This window comes from Paracoccus sp. (in: a-proteobacteria), from assembly GCF_030604785.1.
Taxonomy (GTDB): domain Bacteria; phylum Pseudomonadota; class Alphaproteobacteria; order Rhodobacterales; family Rhodobacteraceae; genus Paracoccus.
Window position 1 is genome coordinate 42,588 of sequence record NZ_JAUVVF010000014.1, and the last position, 19,660, is coordinate 62,247.

At 70.3% G+C, this 19,660-nt stretch carries 18 protein-coding genes and 2 tRNA genes; 10 read left to right on the top strand and 10 right to left on the bottom strand.

Annotation, left to right across the window (positions count from 1 at the left end; all coding sequences use genetic code 11):
* Positions 1-2 precede the first annotated feature (2 nt).
* The 6 genes from QAR72_RS06640 to QAR72_RS06665 form a co-directional block, all read right to left on the bottom strand.
* Positions 3-635: a CDP-alcohol phosphatidyltransferase family protein gene (locus tag QAR72_RS06640; protein WP_304616582.1), complete on the bottom strand. Its 633-nt coding sequence runs from the start codon at positions 633-635 to the stop codon at positions 3-5.
* Entirely contained in the window at positions 632-2,806 is a 2,175-nt protein-coding gene (locus QAR72_RS06645) for an FAD-dependent oxidoreductase (protein ID WP_304616583.1), read from the bottom strand. The genes QAR72_RS06640 and QAR72_RS06645 overlap by 4 nt, the downstream gene beginning before the upstream one ends.
* A 116-nt stretch (positions 2,807-2,922) precedes the next feature.
* Positions 2,923-3,681 (bottom strand): LamB/YcsF family protein, encoded by a 759-nt coding sequence (locus tag QAR72_RS06650; protein WP_304616584.1) that lies wholly within the window; start codon positions 3,679-3,681, stop codon positions 2,923-2,925.
* A 4-nt stretch (positions 3,682-3,685) separates the two neighbouring features.
* On the bottom strand, positions 3,686-4,708 hold the full coding sequence (locus QAR72_RS06655) for a biotin-dependent carboxyltransferase family protein (protein WP_304616585.1): 1,023 nt from the start codon (positions 4,706-4,708) through the stop codon (positions 3,686-3,688).
* Positions 4,705-5,454: a 5-oxoprolinase subunit B family protein gene (locus QAR72_RS06660; protein ID WP_304616586.1), complete on the bottom strand. Its 750-nt coding sequence runs from the start codon at positions 5,452-5,454 to the stop codon at positions 4,705-4,707. Before QAR72_RS06660 ends, QAR72_RS06655 begins: the two co-directional genes overlap by 4 nt.
* 52 nt (positions 5,455-5,506) lie before the next feature.
* A complete protein-coding gene (locus QAR72_RS06665; protein ID WP_304616587.1) occupies positions 5,507-6,730 on the bottom strand; it encodes an FAD-binding domain-containing protein in 1,224 nt (407 codons plus the stop codon).
* 150 nt (positions 6,731-6,880) lie between these two features.
* Between QAR72_RS06665 and QAR72_RS06670 the strand changes: the two genes are divergently transcribed.
* The 4 genes from QAR72_RS06670 to QAR72_RS06685 all read left to right on the top strand — a co-directional run bounded on the left by QAR72_RS06670 (position 6,881) and on the right by QAR72_RS06685 (position 9,845).
* Positions 6,881-8,191, top strand: a complete 1,311-nt coding sequence (locus QAR72_RS06670) for a hypothetical protein (protein WP_304616588.1) — start codon at positions 6,881-6,883, stop codon at positions 8,189-8,191.
* 117 nt (positions 8,192-8,308) lie between these two features.
* Positions 8,309-8,385 (top strand) — tRNA-Asp (locus tag QAR72_RS06675).
* 28 nt (positions 8,386-8,413) lie between these two features.
* Positions 8,414-8,490: transfer RNA gene (locus tag QAR72_RS06680), tRNA-Asp, on the top strand.
* Between the two features lie 92 nt (positions 8,491-8,582).
* On the top strand, positions 8,583-9,845 hold the full coding sequence (locus tag QAR72_RS06685; RefSeq protein WP_304616589.1) for a glutamate-5-semialdehyde dehydrogenase: 1,263 nt from the start codon (positions 8,583-8,585) through the stop codon (positions 9,843-9,845).
* Positions 9,846-9,851: 6 nt separating this feature from the next.
* On the opposite strand, the gene QAR72_RS06690 is transcribed toward QAR72_RS06685, so the two are convergent.
* Positions 9,852-10,478, bottom strand: coding sequence for a histidine phosphotransferase family protein (locus QAR72_RS06690; protein ID WP_304616590.1), 627 nt, complete (start codon positions 10,476-10,478; stop codon positions 9,852-9,854).
* Positions 10,479-10,517: 39 nt separating this feature from the next.
* Between QAR72_RS06690 and QAR72_RS06695 the strand changes: the two genes are divergently transcribed.
* The 6 genes from QAR72_RS06695 (at position 10,518) to QAR72_RS06720 (ending at position 15,889) form a co-directional block, all read left to right on the top strand.
* Complete coding sequence (locus tag QAR72_RS06695; RefSeq protein WP_304616591.1) at positions 10,518-10,697, top strand: DUF3553 domain-containing protein; 180 nt, start codon at positions 10,518-10,520, stop codon at positions 10,695-10,697.
* Positions 10,698-10,856: 159 nt separating this feature from the next.
* Positions 10,857-11,642 carry a GNAT family N-acetyltransferase gene (locus QAR72_RS06700; protein ID WP_304616592.1) on the top strand — a complete coding sequence of 262 codons (786 nt, stop codon included), beginning with the start codon at positions 10,857-10,859 and terminating at the stop codon, positions 11,640-11,642.
* Positions 11,639-12,508 (top strand): lysophospholipid acyltransferase family protein, encoded by an 870-nt coding sequence (locus QAR72_RS06705; protein ID WP_304616593.1) that lies wholly within the window; start codon positions 11,639-11,641, stop codon positions 12,506-12,508. The genes QAR72_RS06700 and QAR72_RS06705 overlap by 4 nt, the downstream gene beginning before the upstream one ends.
* A 43-nt stretch (positions 12,509-12,551) precedes the next feature.
* Positions 12,552-14,798 (top strand): adenosylcobalamin-dependent ribonucleoside-diphosphate reductase, encoded by a 2,247-nt coding sequence (locus QAR72_RS06710; RefSeq protein WP_304616594.1) that lies wholly within the window; start codon positions 12,552-12,554, stop codon positions 14,796-14,798.
* 141 nt (positions 14,799-14,939) lie between these two features.
* Complete coding sequence (locus tag QAR72_RS06715) at positions 14,940-15,239, top strand: TM2 domain-containing protein (RefSeq protein WP_304616595.1); 300 nt, start codon at positions 14,940-14,942, stop codon at positions 15,237-15,239.
* 257 nt (positions 15,240-15,496) lie between these two features.
* The gene (locus QAR72_RS06720; protein ID WP_304616596.1) at positions 15,497-15,889 is read left to right on the top strand and encodes a hypothetical protein; all 393 of its coding nucleotides are present in this window, start codon (positions 15,497-15,499) and stop codon (positions 15,887-15,889) included.
* Positions 15,890-15,901: 12 nt separating this feature from the next.
* Here the strand turns inward: QAR72_RS06720 and pheS are convergent, their stop codons facing one another.
* The 3 genes from pheS to QAR72_RS06735 all read right to left on the bottom strand — a co-directional run.
* Positions 15,902-16,984: a phenylalanine--tRNA ligase subunit alpha gene (gene pheS, locus QAR72_RS06725; protein WP_304616597.1), complete on the bottom strand. Its 1,083-nt coding sequence runs from the start codon at positions 16,982-16,984 to the stop codon at positions 15,902-15,904.
* A gap of 56 nt (positions 16,985-17,040) precedes the next feature.
* Complete coding sequence (locus tag QAR72_RS06730) at positions 17,041-18,405, bottom strand: cytochrome P450 (RefSeq protein WP_304616598.1); 1,365 nt, start codon at positions 18,403-18,405, stop codon at positions 17,041-17,043.
* 223 nt (positions 18,406-18,628) lie between these two features.
* The coding region (locus tag QAR72_RS06735; protein ID WP_304616599.1) for a DVUA0089 family protein at positions 18,629-19,660 on the bottom strand (1,032 nt) is incomplete at its 5' end.

Here is a 19,660-nt window from a genome sequence, read left to right on the forward strand (position 1 = left end):
GTTCACTCCTGTCGATGGGGTCGGTCATGTTCGGGCGAAAAGGCCAGCCAACCCTGATGCCAGCGCGTCAGCGTGGTCAGCAGGCAGGCGGCGGCAAAGAGATAGGCCAGCGTCGCGAAACCCGCGGGCCAGAGGCATGTCAGCACGAAGACCGCGATCGTCTCGGCCCCTTCGGTCAGTCCGCCCAGGTAGTGGATGCCCTTGGGTCCGTGGCTCGCGGGGATCGGCCCGCGCCGCGCGGCAATGGCGGCAAAGGCCAGAAAGGACGAGCCCGTCCCGACAAAGGCCGCGATCAGCACGGCGGCGGGCAGCGCCTGATCCGGCTGGCCGATGGCAAAGCCCAGGGGAAACAGCGCGTAAAAGACGAAATCCAGCGCGATATCCAGAAACGCGCCGCGATCCGTGGGGCGGCCCTGCCGCGCGATGGCGCCGTCCAGCCCGTCGGCCAGCCTGTTGGCCAGCAGCAGCACCAGCGCCAGCATATAGGCCTGCATCGCCAGCGCCGCGACCGCGCCCAGCCCTATCAGGAAGCCCGCGACCGACACCTGATCGGCGCCGATCCCCGCCTGCGCCATGCGCCCGGCGACGGGCGCCAGCATGCGCCGCTGCAGCGGTTGCAGGGCCGCGTCGATCATGCGCGTCTCCATTCGTGATAGCGGGCCAGCATCGCCATCAGGCGCGGGTTCAGCCGGGCGCGCCGCCACTGGCCGGCAAGGTTGCGGTTGGCCTCGGACCAGGTGGGATAGGGCAGGACGGTGGACAGCATCCGCGACAGGCCCAGCCCGTTCTGCATGGCCAGCGCGAAGGGGGCCAGCATCTCGCCCGCCTCGGGGGCGACGATGGTGACGCCCAGAACCCTGTCGCGGCCCTTGGCGGTCACGACCTCGACCAGCCCCTCGGTCGCGCCTTCGGCGACGGCCCGGTCCAGCGAGGCCAGCGGGTAGCGGGTCACGTCATGCGCCAGGCCGCGTTTCGCGGCTTCGTGCGGGCCCAGCCCCATCCGCGCGATCTGCGGATCGGTGAAGGTCACGCGCGGCATCGCGGCCAGCTTGCCCTTCTGCCGCCACAGATCGCCAAAGAGCGCGTTCAGCGCGGCCTGCGCGCCCTGATGGCCCGCCGCATGGGTGAATTGCCACGGCCCCGCGACATCGCCCGCCGCCAGGATATGCGGCCAGGTCGTCTGCAGATGCTCGTTCGTCTCGATTGAGCCGCTGATCGGGACGCCCAGCCCGTCGAGACCCAGCCCCTCGATCCGGGGCTTGCGGCCGACCGCCACAAGGATCTCGTCGCAGGGCAGGCGGCGTGTGGTGCCGCCCGCCTCGATCTCCAGCCAGCGCGCCGCGCCTTCGGTCCCGGCGGCCAGTGCGCGCGTGCCGGTCAGCACCGTCACGCCGTCTGCGGCCAGCGCGCCTGCAATCAGGCTCGCGGTCCGCTCGCCTTCCTGCGGCAGCAGGCGGGGCGCGGCCTCGACCACGGTGACGGCCGATCCCAGCCGCGCCATGGCCTGCGCCAGTTCCAGACCGATCGGCCCGCCGCCCAGGACGACCAGCCGCGCGGGCAGGCTGCCCCGCTGCGCCAACCGGTCCCACAGCGTTTCCGAGGTCAGCGCGCCCGCCTCGGCCAGTCCGGGCAGATCGGGCATGACGGGCGCCGCGCCGGTCGCCAGGATGATCGCGCGGGCGGTCAGGCGCCGTGTCAGCCCGTCGGGCAGGGCGATATCGACCGTCCAGGGATCGGCCAGCCGGGCGCGGCCCTGGATCACCTCGACGCCCAGCCCGCGATAGCGTTCGGCGCTGTCATGGGGGGCGATGGCGGCGATGGCTGCCCTGATGCGGGCCATGACGGCCGGGAAATCCACTGTGACCGGGCCGGCGGCAATGCCCATTCGGGCGGCGTTGCGGGCGGCATGGGCGGCCTTTGCGCTGGCGATCAGCGCCTTCGAGGGCACGCAGCCCGTGTTCAGGCAATCGCCGCCCATCCGGTGCGCCTCGACCAGCGTGACCCGCGCCCCCGCCGAGGCCGCGACATTCGCCGCCACCAGCCCCGCCGAGCCCGCGCCGATGACGATGACGTTGCGGTCAAAGCTGCGTGGCCGGTCGGCGCTGCGGCCCAGCTGGCGCCGCCGCCACAGGCCAAGGCCCCAACGCGCGATCCAGGGAAACAGGGCCAGCGCCACGAAAGACCCGATGATTCCCGGCGACAGCACGTCCGAGGGCCGCTCGATCTGGGCAAGCTGGGTGCCCGCATTCACATAGATCGCGGTCGCCGGCAGCATCCCCAGCAGGCTGACCCAGGCATAGGTCCAGACCCGGATCGGCGTCAGCCCCATCAGCAGGTTCACCGCGAAGAAGGGCAGCGCCGGCAGGATCCGCAACGAGAACAGGTAGAACGCGCCGTCGCGCTGCAACCCGGCCTCGATCGCGTCGGCCCGCTCGCCCAGCCGCGCCCCCAGCCGGGCGCGCACCCGGTCGCGCAGCAGGTGGCGCGCGGTCAGAAAGGCCAGCACCGCGCCAAGGGTCGCGGCCAGCGAGACCAGCACGATCCCCGCCGCCAGCCCGAACAGCGCCCCCGCGCCGAGCGTCAGCCAGACCGCGACCGGCAGCGACAGCGCCGCCACGGCGACATAGGCCAGGAAGTAGAGCGCGAGGATCGTGACCGGCCTCTCGTCGCGCACTGCCTCAGCCGAGGCGACCAGCGCGCGGATCCGCTCGGGCTGGCTGATCAGCGGCCAGAGCCACCAGCCCAGGGCCAGCGCGGCGACCAGCACCAGCAGGATGGCCATTGTGGTCCGGGTCTTGTGCGTCATCGGTCGGATCGTCCCTTTGTTCGGCGGGCCGGCCATGAGGTCGGGGCCGCCTGTGAAAGCAGTTACGGGGCCGCGCCCCCTTTTGGTACGTGATCACGAGAACGTGAGCGTCTCGCTCAGCCGTCCATCATCTGCGGGCGGATGCCCTGACCGGTCAGATGCGCGCGCAGGCCATGCGCCATGGCGACCGCGCCGGGGCTGTCGCCATGCAGGCAGACCGTGTCGATCCGGCAGGGGATGTGCCGCCCGCTTTCGGTGATGATCGCCCCCGCCCGCAGCATCCTTTCGATCCGCGGGCCGATCTCGGCCACGTCATGCAGCACCGCGCCGGGCTGGCCGCGCGGCACCAGCGTCGCATCGTCGCGATAGGCCCGGTCGGCGAAGATCTCGTTGGCATGGCGCGCGCCCATTTCCTCGGCCACGGCCTGCATCGGCGTTGCGGCCAGCACGACAAGGATGATGTCGGGGTCCACGCGCAGCGCGGCCTGATAGCAGGCGCGTGCGATGGCGGGGTCCTCGCTGGCCATGTTCGACAGCGCGCCATGCAGCTTCAGATGCCGGATCTCGGCCCCCACGGACCGCGCGATGCCCTGTGCGGCGCCAAGCTGCCAGGCGATCAGGTTGCCCAGCTCCTCGGCCGACAGGCTGATGCGGCGGCGGCCAAAGCCCTGCAGATCGGCAAAGCCCGGATGCGCGCCGATCCCCACGCCGCGTGCCGCCGCCAGCCGCATGGTCGCGGCCATCACCGAGGGATCGCCGGCATGGGCGCCGCAGGCGATGTTGGCCGAGGTCACGACCTCCAGCAGGGCCGCGTCGTCGCCCATCGTCCAGGGGCCGAAGCCTTCGCCCATATCCGCGTTCAGATCGATCCGCATCCTGCTAATCCGCCTCGTTCCCGCGCACCACGCCCGAGATCAGAGAGTAGGCCAGAAGGTCCGGCATGGTCGAGGGGTCGCGGATCAGCGGCCCGGTGCGCGTCCGCGCCTCGCGCAGCAGCGTCTCTTCGCTGCGATGGACGGCGCGACCCTCGGCCAGGGTCAGGTGCTGGAAACGGACCGTGCCGCCCGGCGGCGTCTGCGCCAGTCGCGGCAGGTCGTCGGGCAGGATTGTGCCGATCCGGGGATAGCCGCCGATGGTCTGGCATTCGGCCATCAGCACGGTCGGCACGCCCTCGCCCGCCATCTGCACGTCGCCCGGCCCGATCACGTCCGAGGCCAGCCCCCCGGCCAGTTGCCGCGCGCCTTCGGCCCGGAAGGGGCGCGGGCCGTCCAGCGCAATGGCCTGGCGGTTGCTGCGCGGCGCGCGGTGGAAGGTCGCGGCCAGGAAGGCGGCGCGTTCCTCGGGCGCGAAAAGATCGGTCTGCGGCCCGTCGATCAGCCGCAGCGTGCCGCCCGCGAAGCGCGGCAGGGGGCGGATCAGGCGCGGGCCGCGCTGTGGCGCGGGGTCGGGGCCGCAGGGCAGCACCGCCCCCGCCGCAAGGGGCGCGCCAATGCCGATGTTCAGATGCGCCGCCCTGCTGCCCAGCCAGCCCGGTCCCGCAATCCCGCCCGCAGGCGTCAGATAGCCCAGCATGCCCTGTTCGGCCGCGCCGATGGTCAGCACCGCGCCCGGTTCCAGCCGCAGCGTCGCGTTCCAGGGAACGGGCCGCCCGTCCAGCGCCGCGCGCATCGGCGCACCGGTCAGCGCCAGCCACAGAGGCGCCCCGGCCCGAAAGCGCCCGCCCGCGCCCGCCATCTCGATCGCGGGCAGGGGGGCGGGGCTGGCCAGCAGGGCGGCGGCCTCGATCAGGGCCAGCCGGTCCATCGCGCCCCCCCGCGACAGGCCCCGCGCCAGATGGCCGGGGCGGCCCATATCCTGCACGCTCAGCAGGCCCGACACCGCATCCAGGATCAGCGCGGTCATGCAGGCGCCTCGCAGGTCGCGCCGCCCATGCCGTCCGGTTCGGCCTCCAGCGCGGCGATGCGATCGGCGGGAACCGGAACCAGACGGATCGCGTCGCCCGGCGCCAGAGGCATCGGCTCGGCCCGGTCGGGCCAGAAGCTGCGAAAGGCCATGCGGCCCACCTGCCGCCAGCCCGTGGGCGAGGGATTGCCGAAGATCACGATCTGGCGCAGCGCGACGACCACCGCGCCGGCAGGCACTTCGGGCACCAGATCGGGCAGGCGCGGCAGGTTCCAGCCCTCGGGCAGCAGGCCCAGATAAGGCTGGCCGGGCGCAAAGCCGATGGCCAGCACGGCCAGATCGGTCCCGCAGATCTGCGCGATGGCCTGATCGGGGGTCAGGCCCATCTGCCGGGCGATGGGCTCCAGTTCCGGCCCCGCCGCGCCGCCAAAGGCCGTGGGCAGGGTCCAGCGGCGCCGCGGCGCCAGCGGTGCGCCATCGACCAAGGCCGCGCGGGCGCGCGCCAGCAGATCGGCCTCCAGCGCCTCGGGGCGGGTGCGGGCCGGATCGAAGCGCAGAAGGCACGAGACCAGCGCCGGCGCGATCTCGACGCTGCCTTCGGGCGGGCGGTCGGACAGGTCGGCGGCCAGCCGCTGCACCGCAGCCATCGCCCGGGGGTCGGGCGACAGCGAAAAGCGCACCAGAAGCCCGTCCAGCCCGTGGGGCAGGATTTCGGGGGACAATTCGGGGCGCGCATCCGGGGCCATGGGGCCAGCATGGCCAGCCGCGCCGGGGTTGCAAGCCCCCAAGGGGCGCGGGTCAGTCGCGGATCTCGATCCCCAAGGCGGCCAGCGTGCGGGGAACGCGCTCCCTCACCTTGAAGAACCCCGCCGTCGCCTGCGGCCAGAAGGCCCGGTCCCAGTCGCGCATCCAGTGCCGCAGGCTCAGGCCCTCCGCCTCCAGCGCGGGGGCGGCGTCGTCCAGCCAGTCGCGCAGCGGCCCCTGCGGCACATGCGGGGTCACGATCTGGCGCGCGCCGCAGGATCGTGCGGCGGCGACCAGCGCAGGGGCATCCCCGGCGCTCATCGGCTGCGCGGGGATGCCTGCGCGGGCGGCGGCATCGGCCAGCGCGCCGACCTCGAAGGCCAGCACGCGATCCGCGACGGGCCGGGCCGAACGCAGCGGCGCCGCAGCCAGCGTCACCGCGCCCCGGATGTCATGGGCCGACAGACCGAAATCCTCGGGGCAAGCATCCTCGGCGGTGATCAGCAGCAGCGCGGGCAGGCGCGGATCGGGGGCCGGGCCGGGCGGGGGCAGGTGCGGGCGGGGCAGGCCCTCGGGCTCGGTATGGTCCAGCGGGGTGATGCCCTGCGCAAGCTGGGACGGGTCGGGGCTGTGGCGGCCCCCGGTGAAGCGGGCGATGTTCTCGGCCGTGGCCTCATAGGCCTTGCCGCGCGTATGCAGCCCCGCAACCCACCGCCAGCCGAGCGTGTTCGACGAGGGGCAGCCGTCGATCAGGTGGCGCAGGAAGAGATCCGCCCCCACCCGCCAGGGCAGCCCGAGCGTGAAGATCCAGATCGAGGCGAACCACATCCGCGCGTGATTGTGCAGATAGCCCGTCTCGCGCAGCTCCCGCGCCCAGGCGTCCATGCAGCCGATCCCGGTGCGGCCCGTCTCGGCCGCCTCGATCCGCGCGGCGAGGTCGGGATCGCGCGCGGCCGCCGCCAGATCGGCGGCCAGCCCGCTGCGATAGGCGTGCCAGATCGCCGGGCGCTGTTCCATCCAGCCCTTGAAATAGCTGCGCCAGACGACCTCCTGCACGAATTTCTCGGCCGCGCTGCCATGCGCCGCGACGGCGCGGGCCACGACCTCCTGTTCGGTCAGCAGCCGGGGCCTGATCCAGGGCGACAGGCCCGACACATCGAGGTGGCACCCGGGGCCGTGATCGTGGTTGCGACGGGCGGCGTAGCGGTGCCCCATCCGGGGGGCAAATGCGTCCAGCCGGGCAAGCGCCTCGGCGCGGGTGGGATCTGGCAGGGTCATGCGGGGCCTCGCTCGGCTGTCGCGCCATCATCGGGCGCGGGGCGGTGCTGCGCAAACGGCGCAAAGGTCGCAGGCGGGGCGTCAGGGAACCCCGGCGCCCGCATGGGGTTTGGTCGCAGACCCGTTCACCTGCCGGACAAGGAGATGAGGATGCGCAATCACTTGAAGGGAAGCGTCGCGGTGCTGGCTCTGCTGGGCGGCCCCGCCATCGCGCAAGAGGCCGAAGGGCTGGTCGTCGAGACCTGCGCCCCGGTCGTGACCGTCACCCAGACCCCGCCCGAGATCCGCATCACCATCCCCGAGGATGCCGCCGCCGACCCGCAGGTCGTGGTGCTGCAATCCCCGCCCGTGGTCGAGGTCGTGCAATGCCCGCCCGTGATCACCGGCGGCGAGGCGCAGATCACCGAGGCCGAGGCCGAGATCGTCGTCAACGCCGCCGAGACCGCCGAACTGGTCGTCACCCGCGTAGGCCCGGACGAGGCCGCTGCCGACACGGCGACCGAGGCCACGGATGATGCCCCCGCCGAAGCGGACGCCGCCGCGGACGAGGCGGCGACCGGCGATGCGGCCGCGGACGGCACGGCCACGGACGAGGCTGCAACCGATACCGCAGCCGATGAAGCGGCCGCCGATCTGGCCGCCGCCGATGCCGCGACCGAACAGGCCGCCACCGAAGAGGCGGCAGCCGGGGCCACCGGCGATCAGGCCGCCCAGCCGCCCGCCGGGCTTGTCGGCGAGGGCGAGACGGTCACGGTCGGCGAAACCGACGCCGCCGCCGCGCAGCCCGTCGATCAGGCCGCCGATACCGCCGCGCCCGATGCTGCCGAGGCCGAAGCCGCGCCGCAAGGTGCCGACGCCCCGGCCCAGGACGGCGATGCGGCGGATGCCCAGACCGAAGCGACCGGCGATTCCGCAGCCGGGCCCACCGGCGCGGTCCAGCCCGGCGTCTCGACCGATGAGACGCCCCCCGCCACCACCCTGAACACGCAGGCCGAGGCGACCGAAGGCCCCGTCAGCGAAGGCATGCCTGTCGAAGAGGGCCAGCCCGACGGTGCCGTCTCGATCGAGCCCGCGCCGGGCGCGACCGGCGCTGGCGCGGCGACCGCCGCCGATCCGGCCGCCGGCATGCCCGCCGAGGCGCCGCAGGGCCAGCCCCTCCTGCGCGAGGGCAATGCGGCGCTGACCCCTGAGGAGGCCGCTGCCGAAGGGCTGGAAGGCGCCGATGTCGTCGCCAGCGATGACGAGGTCGTGGGTCAGATCGGCGCCGCCGATGCGGCCTCGGGCACGATCCTCGTGGGCGTCGGCGGGTTCCTCGGACTGGGCGAGCGCGACCTGATGCTGCCCATGGACGAGGTCTCGTTCCAGCGCGACGCGGACGGCGTCCTGCGCGCCTATCTGGCCGTGCCCTCGGACGCGGTCGAGGCCATGGCCGAGCAGCAGGCAGGCGAGGCGGCGCAGTAAAAGATGGCGAAGGGACCGCGCGCCGATCTTTTTTGGCGCGCGCTCTTGACGGGGGCAGGCGCTCTGCGTAAACCCCCCCTCACCCCGGCCGGCGATGCAAGCCGGGGGATGAGTTGGGCGGTTGTAGCTCAGTTGGTTAGAGTACCGGCCTGTCACGCCGGGGGTCGCGGGTTCGAGCCCCGTCAACCGCGCCACAACTCATCATATCGCCGGAAGAAAAGCGCGGTTGTAGCTCAGTTGGTTAGAGTACCGGCCTGTCACGCCGGGGGTCGCGGGTTCGAGCCCCGTCAACCGCGCCACTTCTTCCCCCTCTCTCATTCATCGATCCCGACATTCCCCTCGGCCACGAAAGCCGCTATTCGGGGGCGCGAACGTCTTATCGGAGGATGCGATGACGGATATGGTCCAGGCCCGGCAACTGATCGAAGCCCTCGGCACGGCTGCCCGCGAGGCGGCGGTGGTTCTGGCCCAGACCCCAGCCCCCGCGAAAGAGGCCGCACTGATCGCCGCCGCCGATGCCGTCATCGCCCAGCAGGACGCAATCCTGCGCGCCAATGCCGCCGATCTGGAACATGGCCGCGAAAAGGGCCTGTCGGACGCCATGCTGGACCGGCTGCGGCTGGATGCGCCGCGTCTTGAGGCCATCGCGCAAAGCCTGCGCGAGGTCGCGGCCCAGCCCGACCCGGTGGGGCAGGTCATCGCGGAATGGGACCGGCCCACCGGCCTGCATATCCGCCGCGTCCGGACGCCCATCGGCGTGATCGGCGTGATCTATGAAAGCCGCCCCAACGTCACCGCCGATGCGGGCGCGCTGGCATTGAAATCCGGCAATGCGGTGATCCTGCGCGGCGGGTCGGAAAGCCTGCATTCCAGCGCGGCGATCCATGCCTGCATGGTGCAGGGGCTGCGCGCGGCGGGCCTGCCCGAGACCGCGATCCAGATGGTTCCCACGCGCGACCGCGCGGCGGTCAGCGCCATGCTGGGCGCGCAGGGGCTGATCGACGTGATCATCCCGCGCGGCGGCAAGGGCCTTGTGGGCCTTGTCCAGTCCGAGGCGCGCGTCCCGGTCTTCGCCCATCTCGAAGGCATCTGCCACGTCTATGTGGACGGCGCCGCCGATCCCGAAAAGGCGCGGCGCGTGGTGCTGAACGCCAAGACCCGGCGCACCGGCATCTGCGGCGCGGCCGAATGCCTGCTGATCGACCGCGCCTATCTGGCGCGCCACGGCGACCAGCTGATCCGCGACCTGATCGCAGCGGGCGTCGAGGTCCGGGCCGAGGGCGAATTGCAGATCGACGGCACCGTTCCGGCGCAACCCGACGATTTCGGGCGCGAGTTTCTGGACATGATCATCGCCGCGCGTCCCGTGGACGGGATCGAGCAGGCCATCGCTCATATCCGCCGCCACGGCAGCCAGCACACCGAATCGGTCATCACCGAGGATCAGTCCGTGGCCGACCGCTTCTTTGCCGGTCTGGACAGCGCAATCCTGATGCACAACGCCTCGACCCAGTTCGCGGATGGGGGCGAATTCGGGATGGGCGCGGAAATCGGCATCGCCACCGGCAAGATGCATGCGCGCGGCCCTGTGGGGGCCGAACAGCTGACCAGCTTCAAGTATCTGGTCACCGGCGACGGCACGATCCGCGCCTGAGCCGCGTCAAAAGACGATCTCGGCGCCCCTCTCGTCGATCTCGGCCCGCAGGTTCCGGCCTGCGGCGCCCGCGGCCTCGGCCAGCAGGGCGAACTGCACCTCGGATGGCTGGGGCGCGCGGGGTGTGCCCGCCCCGGTCAGCCAGGCCCACAGATCGGCATCGATCCGCGCCCGGTCGCATTCCGCGACGATCCGCCAGCCCGGCATCACCCGCAGCGCCAGAACCCGCCCGCCCCAAGGCATGGCCGTTTCCAGGCACATGAGCGCCAGCAGCAGCATCCGCAGCTCGGCCCGCGCGAAATCGCCCCCCGCATCCAGCGTGACCGCCAGCCGGCCCGACCCGGTGACGCCCTCGACCAGCCGCTTCAGATCGGCCAGACTGACGCGCTGATCGCCAGCCGCCAGACCAAAGGCCATCCGGTAGGCCTGGATGCGCGACCGGGCCGAGGCGACCGCATCCGCGATCAGCGCCATTTCCGGGCTGTCGCCCAGGCCGGGGAAATCGGGCGACATCTGCAACAGCTCGACCCCGTTGCCGATCGCGCCTAACGGCGAGACCAGATCATGGCAGAGCCGCGATCCCACCAGCCCCGCCAGATCCGCCGAAGCCATCGCGTTTGACCGCGCGCTCATGTCTGATACCCTGCGCCGGCCGAACAAGAGGACGACGCCGTGAACGACATTCTGGAACCCGGCATGATCGTGCGCCACCCCCAGGCCCCCGAATGGGGCGAGGGGCAGGTCCAGTCGCGCATCGGCGACCGCATCACGGTGAATTTCGCCGAAGCAGGCAAGCAGGTGATCGACGGGCGGCGCGTCATGCTGGAGGTGGTCCGGTTCAACGACATGTAATCCTCGGGATTATTCCTCCCGAGTTTGCAACCCCAGGTTGATCCGCGCAAGCCCCTGCCGCCGGGTCGCGGCAAGTTCTGTTGCAATGGGGGGCCGGTTTACCTAGAACCGCCCCCAAGCCGCCGCCAAGACCGTCCCTGAAACAGTCCGGACCTGCCCGTGAACCGTGCCGAACCCGCCTTTTTCCAGATCCGTCTGGCCAAGACCCCGCAGGACCTGCTGGCAGCGCAGCGCCTGCGCTATCGCGTCTTTGTCGAGGAACTGGGCGGCGACGGCGATCTGGTCGATCACGACCAGCGGCTGGAACGCGACGAATTCGACCCGGTCGTCGATCATCTCTGCCTGATCGACACCCGCCGCGACGCCGAGGCGCTGGATCATGTCGTGGGCGTCTACCGCCTGCTGCCGGGCGACCGGGCGGCGGCATTCGGGCGCTTCTACTGCGACGGCGAATATGACCTGACGCCGCTGCGCGCCTCGGGGCGGCCGGTGCTGGAACTGGGCCGGTCCTGCGTCGATCCCGAACAGCGGGGCGGGGCGGCGATGTTCCTGATGTGGAACGCGCTGGCCGATTACGTGCTGGACCACGGGATCGAGATCCTGTTCGGCGTGGCCAGCTTTCACGGCAGCGACATCCCGATGCTGGCGCCCTCGCTGGCCTGGCTGCACCACCACCATCTGGCGCCTGCCGAACTGCGCCCCGTCGCGCGCCCCGAGGGTTATCAGCGCATGGACCTGATCGCCCCCGACCGGCTGGACCGGCGCGAGGCGATGCTGGGCATGCCCGCGCTGATCAAGGCCTATCTGCGGCTTGGCGGAACGGTGGGCGAGGGGGCCTTCATCGACCGCGCCTTCAACACGACCGACGTGTTCCTGATGATGGACACCGCCGCCATGTCCTCGAAGCACCGCGATTTCTACGAAAGCCGCCGGCAGACCGCATGAGCGACGCCGCCTCGCCGATCCCGTCCTCGGCCGCCCGTGAGGCGACATGGCGCGAGGGGGTGCCGCCGCCTCTGCCCGGCCCGCAAGGCGCGGGCGATTGGTGGCGCGTGATCCGGCGCGGCCTGCCCGCCATCTTGATCCTGCTGCTGGGTGTCCTGATGATCCTGCCCCTGCGCGGGGTGGAACGCGTGCTCCACGGCCCCCGCCGCCCCTGGACGGGGCCGCATGTCCAGGTCGTCTGCCGCCTTGTCCTGGCGGTGATAGGCATCGGCTGGCAGCGCGAGGGCCGCGCCATGCGCCAGCCCGGCGCCATCGTCGCCAACCATTCCAGCTGGCTTGACATCCTCGTGATGAACGCCGCCGCACCGGTCTTTTTCGTGAGCAAGGCCGAGGTTGCGGGCTGGCCCGGCATCAACATCCTGACCCGCGTGACGAACACCCATTTCGTCACCCGCGACCCGCGCCTGGCCCGCCAGCAGGCGCAGGAATTCTCGGACCGCCTGCGCGCGGGCCACAGGCTTCTGTTCTTCCCCGAGGGCACATCGACCGATGGCCGCCGGGTCCTGTCGTTCAAGCCGACGCTGTTCCAGGCCTTTCTGGACGAGGACATGCCCGCCGATCTGGCGATCCAGCCCATGAGCGTGGCCTATCACGCCCCCGAAGGCCGCGATCCGCGTTTCTACGGCTGGTGGTCGGATATGGAGCTTGGCCCGCACCTGCTGACGGTGCTGGCCGCGCCCCGGCAGGGCCGCGTGACCGTCAGGCTGCACCCGCCCGTCCCCGTCGCGGGCGAGACGCGCAAGACCCTGGCGCAAAAGACGCAGGAGGCCGTGCGCGCGGGGCTGGGCTCTGATATCCTGATCTGATCCGCCGCGTCCTTCGCGGCGCGTCCGACAGGCAGGAGGAATGATGACCCGCTTCGCCGCGCCCATCGCCGAACAGATCTGGGACATGAAATACCGGCTGAAGGACGCCGAGGGCCGCCCCCTCGATGCCAGCGTCGAGGATAGCTGGCGCCGCGTCGCCCGCGACCTGGCCCGGATCGAGGCAGACCCCGCTCTGTGGGAGGACCGCTTCTACGGCGCACTCGAAGATTTCCGCTTCCTTCCTGCGGGCCGCATTCTGGCCGGGGCGGGGACGGGGCGGTCGGTCACGCTGTTCAACTGCTTTGTCATGGGCACCATCCCCGACAGCATGGCGGGCATCTTCGAGGCCCTGAAAGAGGCCGCGCTGACCATGCAGCAGGGCGGCGGGATCGGCTACGATTTCTCGACCATCCGGCCGCGCGGCGCGCCGGTGGCGGGGGTGGCGGCGGATGCGTCGGGGCCACTATCCTTCATGGATGTCTGGGACGCGATGTGCCGCACGATCATGTCGGCGGGTTCGCGGCGCGGCGCGATGATGGCGACGATGCGCTGCGATCACCCCGACATTCAGGACTTCATCGCGGCCAAAGCCGACAGCGCGCGGCTGCGGATGTTCAACCTGTCGGTGCTGGTGACCGATCCGTTCATGCAGGCCGTGCGCGACGACGGCCCTTGGGATCTGGTCTTTCAGGGCCGTGTCTTCCGGACGGTTCCGGCGCGCGACCTGTGGGACCGGATCATGCGCGCGACCTACGATTATGCCGAGCCGGGCGTGATCTTCATCGACCGCATCAACGCCCAGAACAACCTGCATTATGCCGAGACCATCGCCGCGACCAATCCATGCGGCGAACAGCCCCTGCCGCCCTATGGCGCCTGCCTTCTGGGCTCGGTCAACCTGGCCCGGCTGGTCCGTGCGCCCTTCGCGCCGGATGCGGCGCTGGACCTCGACGCGCTGGACGATCTGGTCCGCGTCGCGGTGCGGATGATGGACAATGTCGTCGATGCCTCGCGCTTTCCCTTGCCCCAGCAGGCGGCCGAGGCGCAGGCCAAGCGCCGCATCGGGCTGGGCGTGACGGGTCTGGCGGATGCGCTGGCGATGCTGGGCCTGCGCTACGGCGCCCCCGACGCGGTCGAGGCGACGCGCGGCTGGATGAAGGCCATCGCGCGGGCGGCCTATCTGGCCTCGGTCGATCTGGCGCGCGAAAAGGGGCCGTTCCCGCTGTTTCAGGCGGACGCCTTCCTGGCTTCGGGCTTCATGGCGCGGATGGATGCGGATGTCCGGCAGGCGGTGGCCGAACACGGCATCCGCAACGCGCTCTTGACCTCGATCGCGCCGACCGGGACGATCAGCCTCTATGCGGGCAACGTCTCCTCGGGGATCGAGCCGGTCTTCGCCCATACCTATCGCCGCAAGGTCCTGCAGAAGGACGGCACAAGGACCGAGGAGGAGGTCGTCGATTACGCCGTCCGCCTGTGGCGCGACCTGCATGGCGACGCACCTCTGCCCGATCATTTCGTCGATGCGCAGACCCTTGCCCCGCGCGATCATGTGGCGATGCAGGCGGCGGCGCAGGAATGGGTCGACAGCTCGATCTCGAAGACGATCAACTGCCCCGAGGATATCAGCTTCGACGCCTTCAAGGACGTCTATCTGACCGCCTGGGATCTGGGCTGCAAGGGCTGCACGACCTATCGCCCGAACGCGGTGACCGGCAGCGTCCTGTCGGTCGCGCCGACCCCCGCCGCGCCCCCCGATCCCGGCGATGCCGCCCTGGGCGAACCCCTGGCCCGCCCCCCCGCGCTGGAGGGCGCGACCTACAAGCTGAAATGGCCCGATTCCGCCCATGCGATCTATATCACGATCAACGACATCCTTCAGGACGGCCAGCGCCGCCCCTTCGAGATCTTCATCAATTCCAAGAATATGGAGCATTTCGCCTGGACCGTGGCGCTGACGCGCATGATCTCGGCGGTGTTCCGGCGCGGGGGCGATGTCAGCTTCGTGGTCGAGGAACTCAAGGCTGTCTTCGACCCGCGCGGCGGGGCTTGGATGGGCGGGCGCTACGTGCCCTCGATCCTCGCGGCGATCGGCGGCGTGATCGAGCGTCACATGATCGCCATCGGCTTTCTGGCGGGCGAGGGGCTGGGCCTGAAGGCCGATCCGCGCGGGATCGAGACTCCCGAAAGGCCGCGCGGCCCCGCCTGTCCCTCCTGCGGGCAATACGGGATGCGGATGGTGGAGGGCTGCCTGACCTGCCCCCATTGCGGCCATTCGAAATGCAGCTGATCGCGCGGCCCCGTCGCGGCGTGGGCCTCGTCGGCAGGGGTTCGCCTGCCTTGCGCCTGCGGTCCGGGAACCCTTGTGCGGGGGGCGCGGGTTCCTATCTGTGAATGGCCCCGGCAGATCGCCCCTGGCAGGAGGATGACGATGGACGTGCAACGCGAATTGCTGATCGAGCAGCGTGTCGCCAACGAGGCGCGATCGCCCCTGATCGCCTATCTGCTGCTGATCTTCCTGTGGGGTTTCGGCGTCCACCGCATGTATCTGGGCCGCTGGATCAGCGGGCTCTTCATGCTGACCGTCTGGGGAATCGGTTGGCTGCTGACCCCGATCCTGATCGGCTGGCCCGCCGTCGCCTTCGTCGCGCTGTGGTGCGTGATCGACCTGTTCCTCATCCCGGGGATGATCCGCGCGGATCGCGAGGATATTCGGCGGAGGTTGCGGTGAACAGCGGCTATACCCCTGTCTGAACGCATCGCTCATGCCGATGAAGGCGCAGAAAGGTAACGGCCTTTTCCAGCTTACAAATAAAGTTTTTGTGATGTATCGTTTGCTGGCATCAGGTCGATCAATTACGGTCGCCAGTATTCAGTTTTCGGTGGTCCGTCATCATGAAAAAGTGTTCCGTTCTTCTCACCATAAGCGCATTTCTGATCGCTGCCTGCGCAGACACGTCCGTCACGCCTTTAACCAATAACAGCTTCATGCTGTCGACGAGCGCGGCACCAGCCTGCGGATCGTCGGGCGCTGCACGTGTGGCAAGCAAGATGGCAGCAGTCGAGACCCTGCGACGGGGTAAGCAAAGATACATGATTGGCGGTGCGCACAGCCAGAACAACGTCCAAACTGTGGCGACTGGCCCCACCTATTCGAACACCACCCTGTCGATGAACAGCTACGGCGGGAATGCCTACGGCCGATCAAACACCTATTACGGCGGGCATGGCGTAATGACGGTTGGCAGCCACGACACCAGCTTGATCGTAACCACATTCAATCCTGGGGATGCCGGTTTTTCGGCGGCCGTGGATGCAAAGCAGACGCTCGGCGCGGAGTGGGAAAAGCTGGTCAAGAGCGGAGTAAACACCTGCTCCTGACCAACTCGCAAACTACCTGCTCAACCCACCGCTCACGCTCGGCACGTCCCCCGCCGCAAAACCGTAATGCCGCAGCCAGCGCAGGTCGCTCTCGAAGAAGGCGCGCAGATCGGGGATGCCGTATTTCAACATGGCAATCCGGTCGATCCCCATGCCGAAGGCGAAGCCCTGCCATTGCGTCGGGTCGATCCCGCCCGAGCGCAGGACATGGGGGTGCATCATGCCGGAGCCGAGGATCTCCAGCCAGGAATTGCCCTCGCCGATCTTCAGCTGGCCGCCCTCCCACGAGCAGCGGATATCCACCTCGGCAGACGGCTCGGTGAAGGGGAAATGCGAGGCGCGGAAGCGCAGTTCGACCTGATCGACCTCGAAGAAGGCGCGGCAGAATTCCTCCAGCGTCCATTTCAGCTGTGCCATCGAGATGTCGCGGTCGATGGCCACGCCCTCGATCTGGTGGAACATCGGCGTGTGCGTCTGGTCCATGTCCATGCGGTAGACGCGGTCCGGCGCGATCACGCGGACGGGCGCGCCATGTTCCTGCATCGCGCGAATCTGGACGGGGCTGGTATGGGTCCTCAGCACATGCGGCGGGCGGTCGTCGCCGGGGGCGCGGTGCATGAAGAAGGTGTCATGCTCCTGCCGGGCGGGATGCTCGGGCGCGATGTTCAGGGCGTCGAAATTGTACCAGTCGCTTTCGACCTGCGGGCCTTCGGCCACGGCAAAGCCCATATCGGCGAAGATCGCGGTCACCTCGTCGGTCACCTGGCTGATCGGATGGATGCTGCCCTGACGGCGCGGGCGGCCGGGCAGGGTCACGTCCAGCCATTCCTCGCGCAGGCGGGCATCCAGCGCGGCATCCTCAAGCGCCAGCTTGCGGGCGCGAAGCGCGGCGTCGATCTCGTCGCGGATCTCGTTCAGGGCCTTGCCGGTGGTCTGGCGTTCCTCGGGGCTCATCCGGCCCAGCTCGCGCATCTTCAGGCTGATCTCGCCCTTCTTGCCAAGCGCGCCGAGGCGCACATCCTCAAGCGCGTTCGGATCGGCAGCGGCCGAGATGCGGTCAAGCCATTGCTGGCGCAGGGGGATCAGATCATCCATGTCGGGCCTCATTCCAGTTGCGCCCGCGTTAGCATGAGCGCGCGCGCGGGAAAAGCCTAAGCCGGGCGCGGCGTGGCGCGCAGCCAGACCCCGCCATGCGGGCGCAGCGTCAGGATCATGCGCGGCTCGGGCTGGCGACCGGGCACGGGATCAAAGCGAAACCGCGACAGCAGCGTGGCCAGGATGATCACGGCTTCCTGCAGGGCGAAGCTGGCGCCGATGCAGATGCGCGGCCCCGCGCCAAAGGGCAGGAAGGCATAGCGGTCGGGCGCGGTCAGGAAACGGTCGGGGTCGAAGGCGTCGGGTCGGTCCCACAGCAGATGATGGCGGTGCAGGGCGTAGATCGGCATCATCACCGTATCGCCGGGCCTGACCTCGCGCCCGCACAGCCGGTCATGCGCCTGCGCAGTGCGCGACAGGAACGCGGCTGGAGGGTAAAGCCGCAGCGTCTCGTTGACGATGCGCAGCGTCAGGGGCAGGGCGCCCAGATCGCCCGCCTCGGCCACCCGCGCGCCCAGGGCGGCGCGGGCCTCGGCGGCGGCGCGCTCCTGCACGTCGGGGTCGTGGGCGCAGAGGTAAAGCGCCCAGGCCAGCGTCAGGGCGGTCGTCTCGTGGCCCGCCACGATGAAGGTCAGAAGGTTGTCGCGCAATTCGTCGCGGTTCATGCGGCGGCCCGTTTCCGGATCCTGCGCGTCCAGCAGCAGGTCCAAGAGGTCGGGCGGACCCTGATCGCGCGCGGTCTCGGCGCGGGCGGCGATGGCGCGGTCGGCCAGACCCTTCATGCGCCTGAGCCCCGGGCCCGAGAACAGCCGCCCCGGACGCGGCAGCCATGCCGGCAGCCCCATCACATCCATCAGCGAGATGCGGGCGGTCTGCGCGATATAGCCTTCGATCGCGTGATGGACGGCGTCGCGGTCGAAGACCGCAGCGCCCCCGCCCGAGAAGGTCACGTCCGAGATGACCTCGAAGGTCGCCGCGATCGTCTCGGCGAACAGATCGACCGGGCCCGCCGCGGCGGCCAGCCGGCGGCTTGAGGCTTCGGCAGCGGCGCTCATGACGGGGCCAAGCGCCTCGACATGGCGTTGGGCAAAGGCGGGGGCGGCGGCGCGGCGCTGCCAGCGCCAATGCGCGCCCTCGGCCACGAACATGCTGTCGCCGATGGCGGGGTTCAGGATCAGCTTCGTGGTGGTGGATTTCGGGTAATCCTCGACCCGTTCCTTGAGGATGCGGCGCAGCGAGGCCGGGTCCATGACCATGTGCCAGCGTAGGCCTGTCTTGCCCGAGACGATGGGCTGGCGCGTGGCGATCGCGGGGATCAGCTCCAGCAGGTTGCGCCGGGCGGTGGCGACCGTGCCCATGATGCCCAGAGGGCGCACGGCCAGCGGCACCTTGACGGGATCGGGGCGGGGCAGGTCGAACATCGGGCGCGGCTCCTTTGACCCGCAATCTGGGCGCTGGCCCCGGCCGGATCAACCCGCGCGCGCCCCGACCCGATGTCGCGGCCCGCCGGGGCAGGCCGGGCGGTGCACATGCGGTGTACGTTCGGTGCACGCCGCCTGCACGGCCCGTGTGCTTGATATCGCAGCAAAAAGGGGGCGTGGCGCGCAAGCCCCCCTGTCGCGGTGACGACCTTGGGCGAGGTGCCTATTCGACCCGCTCGAACCGGTCGAAGACCAGCGAGATGGCGCGGATCGGCCCGCGCGGCTGATCCAGCCGGCCCACATCCAGCACCGCCATGCGGTAGAGGCCCGGCTCCAGCAGGACCGGCCCCAGCCGCGCATCCGTGTTCTCGCCGCCATCGTCATCCATCGCCACCTGCGCGCCGTTCGGGCCGAACAGGACCAGCTTGCTGTCCACCCCGGTCGCGCTGCCGAAGGCGTCGACGATCAGCACGCTCGGGCGCTCGACGGTCAGGGCCAGCCATTGCGCGGTGCCGTCATGCAGCAGCACCGTCTCGCGGTCGCGGGTCAGGTCGATCTCCTGCAGCGGGTAGCCCGAGCCGGCGGGGGGCGCCATCTCGCCCTTGGCCCAGGCGGCGCGCAGATAGCTGTCGCGGTCAAGTATTTCGGCCGAAACGTCGATCACGCCCTCGCGCGCTGACAGGGGCGCCACGCCGATGCAATATTCGCCCGCCGCCAGCGGCGTCAGGAAATCCAGCCGCGAATTCAGCCCGTCGGCATCGTCGTTTTCCGCGATCAGGCTGCCGGTCCCGTCAAAGAGCTTGAGATAGGGATCCAGCTCCACGCTGGTCGCGCGCAGCGTGATCGAGCCGGGCGCATCAAGGGCAAAGCGCAGATAGGCGACCTCGGCCCCCGTCTGGCGGCTGACCCGCCCCGAGGCCAGCGCGGCGTCCAGCGGCCCGTCGGTCAGGGCCTCGGCCTCGGTCTCGGGGCGGCAATCGGCGATGGTCAGGTCGGGGGGCGCGGACAGCAGGGCGGGCTGATCCTCGCGGCTGACCTGAACCGCCACGCGGATACCGGGATTGCCGACCGGAACCATCCGGACGCAATAGGCGCCGGGCTCGAGCACCGTCTCGATCCGCGAATTCAGGCCGCCGAGGGCGTCGTCATTCTCGGCCAGGACGCGCCCCTCGGGGGTGGACAGGACCAGCGAGGGATCGCCGCCGCCGATGGCCTCGGCCTCGATCCGCAGGGCCTGCGCCTCGCCTTCGACGAC

Excerpts from the sequence above, each read along its gene's own strand:
- QAR72_RS06650 (WP_304616584.1), bottom strand. The coding sequence starts at position 3,681 with ATGCGGATCGATCTGAACGCGGATATGGGCGAAGGCTTCGGCCCCTGG.
- QAR72_RS06685 (WP_304616589.1), top strand. The coding sequence starts at position 8,583 with ATGACGGATATGGTCCAGGCCCGGCAACTGATCGAAGCCCTCGGCACG.
- QAR72_RS06660 (WP_304616586.1), bottom strand. The coding sequence starts at position 5,454 with ATGGCCCCGGATGCGCGCCCCGAATTGTCCCCCGAAATCCTGCCCCAC.
- QAR72_RS06645 (WP_304616583.1), bottom strand. The coding sequence starts at position 2,806 with ATGACGCACAAGACCCGGACCACAATGGCCATCCTGCTGGTGCTGGTC.
- QAR72_RS06665 (WP_304616587.1), bottom strand. The coding sequence starts at position 6,730 with ATGACCCTGCCAGATCCCACCCGCGCCGAGGCGCTTGCCCGGCTGGAC.
- QAR72_RS06715 (WP_304616595.1), top strand. The coding sequence starts at position 14,940 with ATGGACGTGCAACGCGAATTGCTGATCGAGCAGCGTGTCGCCAACGAG.
- QAR72_RS06730 (WP_304616598.1), bottom strand. The coding sequence starts at position 18,405 with ATGTTCGACCTGCCCCGCCCCGATCCCGTCAAGGTGCCGCTGGCCGTG.
- QAR72_RS06640 (WP_304616582.1), bottom strand. The coding sequence starts at position 635 with ATGATCGACGCGGCCCTGCAACCGCTGCAGCGGCGCATGCTGGCGCCC.
- QAR72_RS06705 (WP_304616593.1), top strand. The coding sequence starts at position 11,639 with ATGAGCGACGCCGCCTCGCCGATCCCGTCCTCGGCCGCCCGTGAGGCG.
- QAR72_RS06670 (WP_304616588.1), top strand. The coding sequence starts at position 6,881 with ATGCGCAATCACTTGAAGGGAAGCGTCGCGGTGCTGGCTCTGCTGGGC.
- QAR72_RS06655 (WP_304616585.1), bottom strand. The coding sequence starts at position 4,708 with ATGACCGCGCTGATCCTGGATGCGGTGTCGGGCCTGCTGAGCGTGCAG.
- QAR72_RS06710 (WP_304616594.1), top strand. The coding sequence starts at position 12,552 with ATGACCCGCTTCGCCGCGCCCATCGCCGAACAGATCTGGGACATGAAA.
- QAR72_RS06720 (WP_304616596.1), top strand. The coding sequence starts at position 15,497 with ATGCTGTCGACGAGCGCGGCACCAGCCTGCGGATCGTCGGGCGCTGCA.
- pheS (WP_304616597.1), bottom strand. The coding sequence starts at position 16,984 with ATGGATGATCTGATCCCCCTGCGCCAGCAATGGCTTGACCGCATCTCG.
- QAR72_RS06690 (WP_304616590.1), bottom strand. The coding sequence starts at position 10,478 with ATGAGCGCGCGGTCAAACGCGATGGCTTCGGCGGATCTGGCGGGGCTG.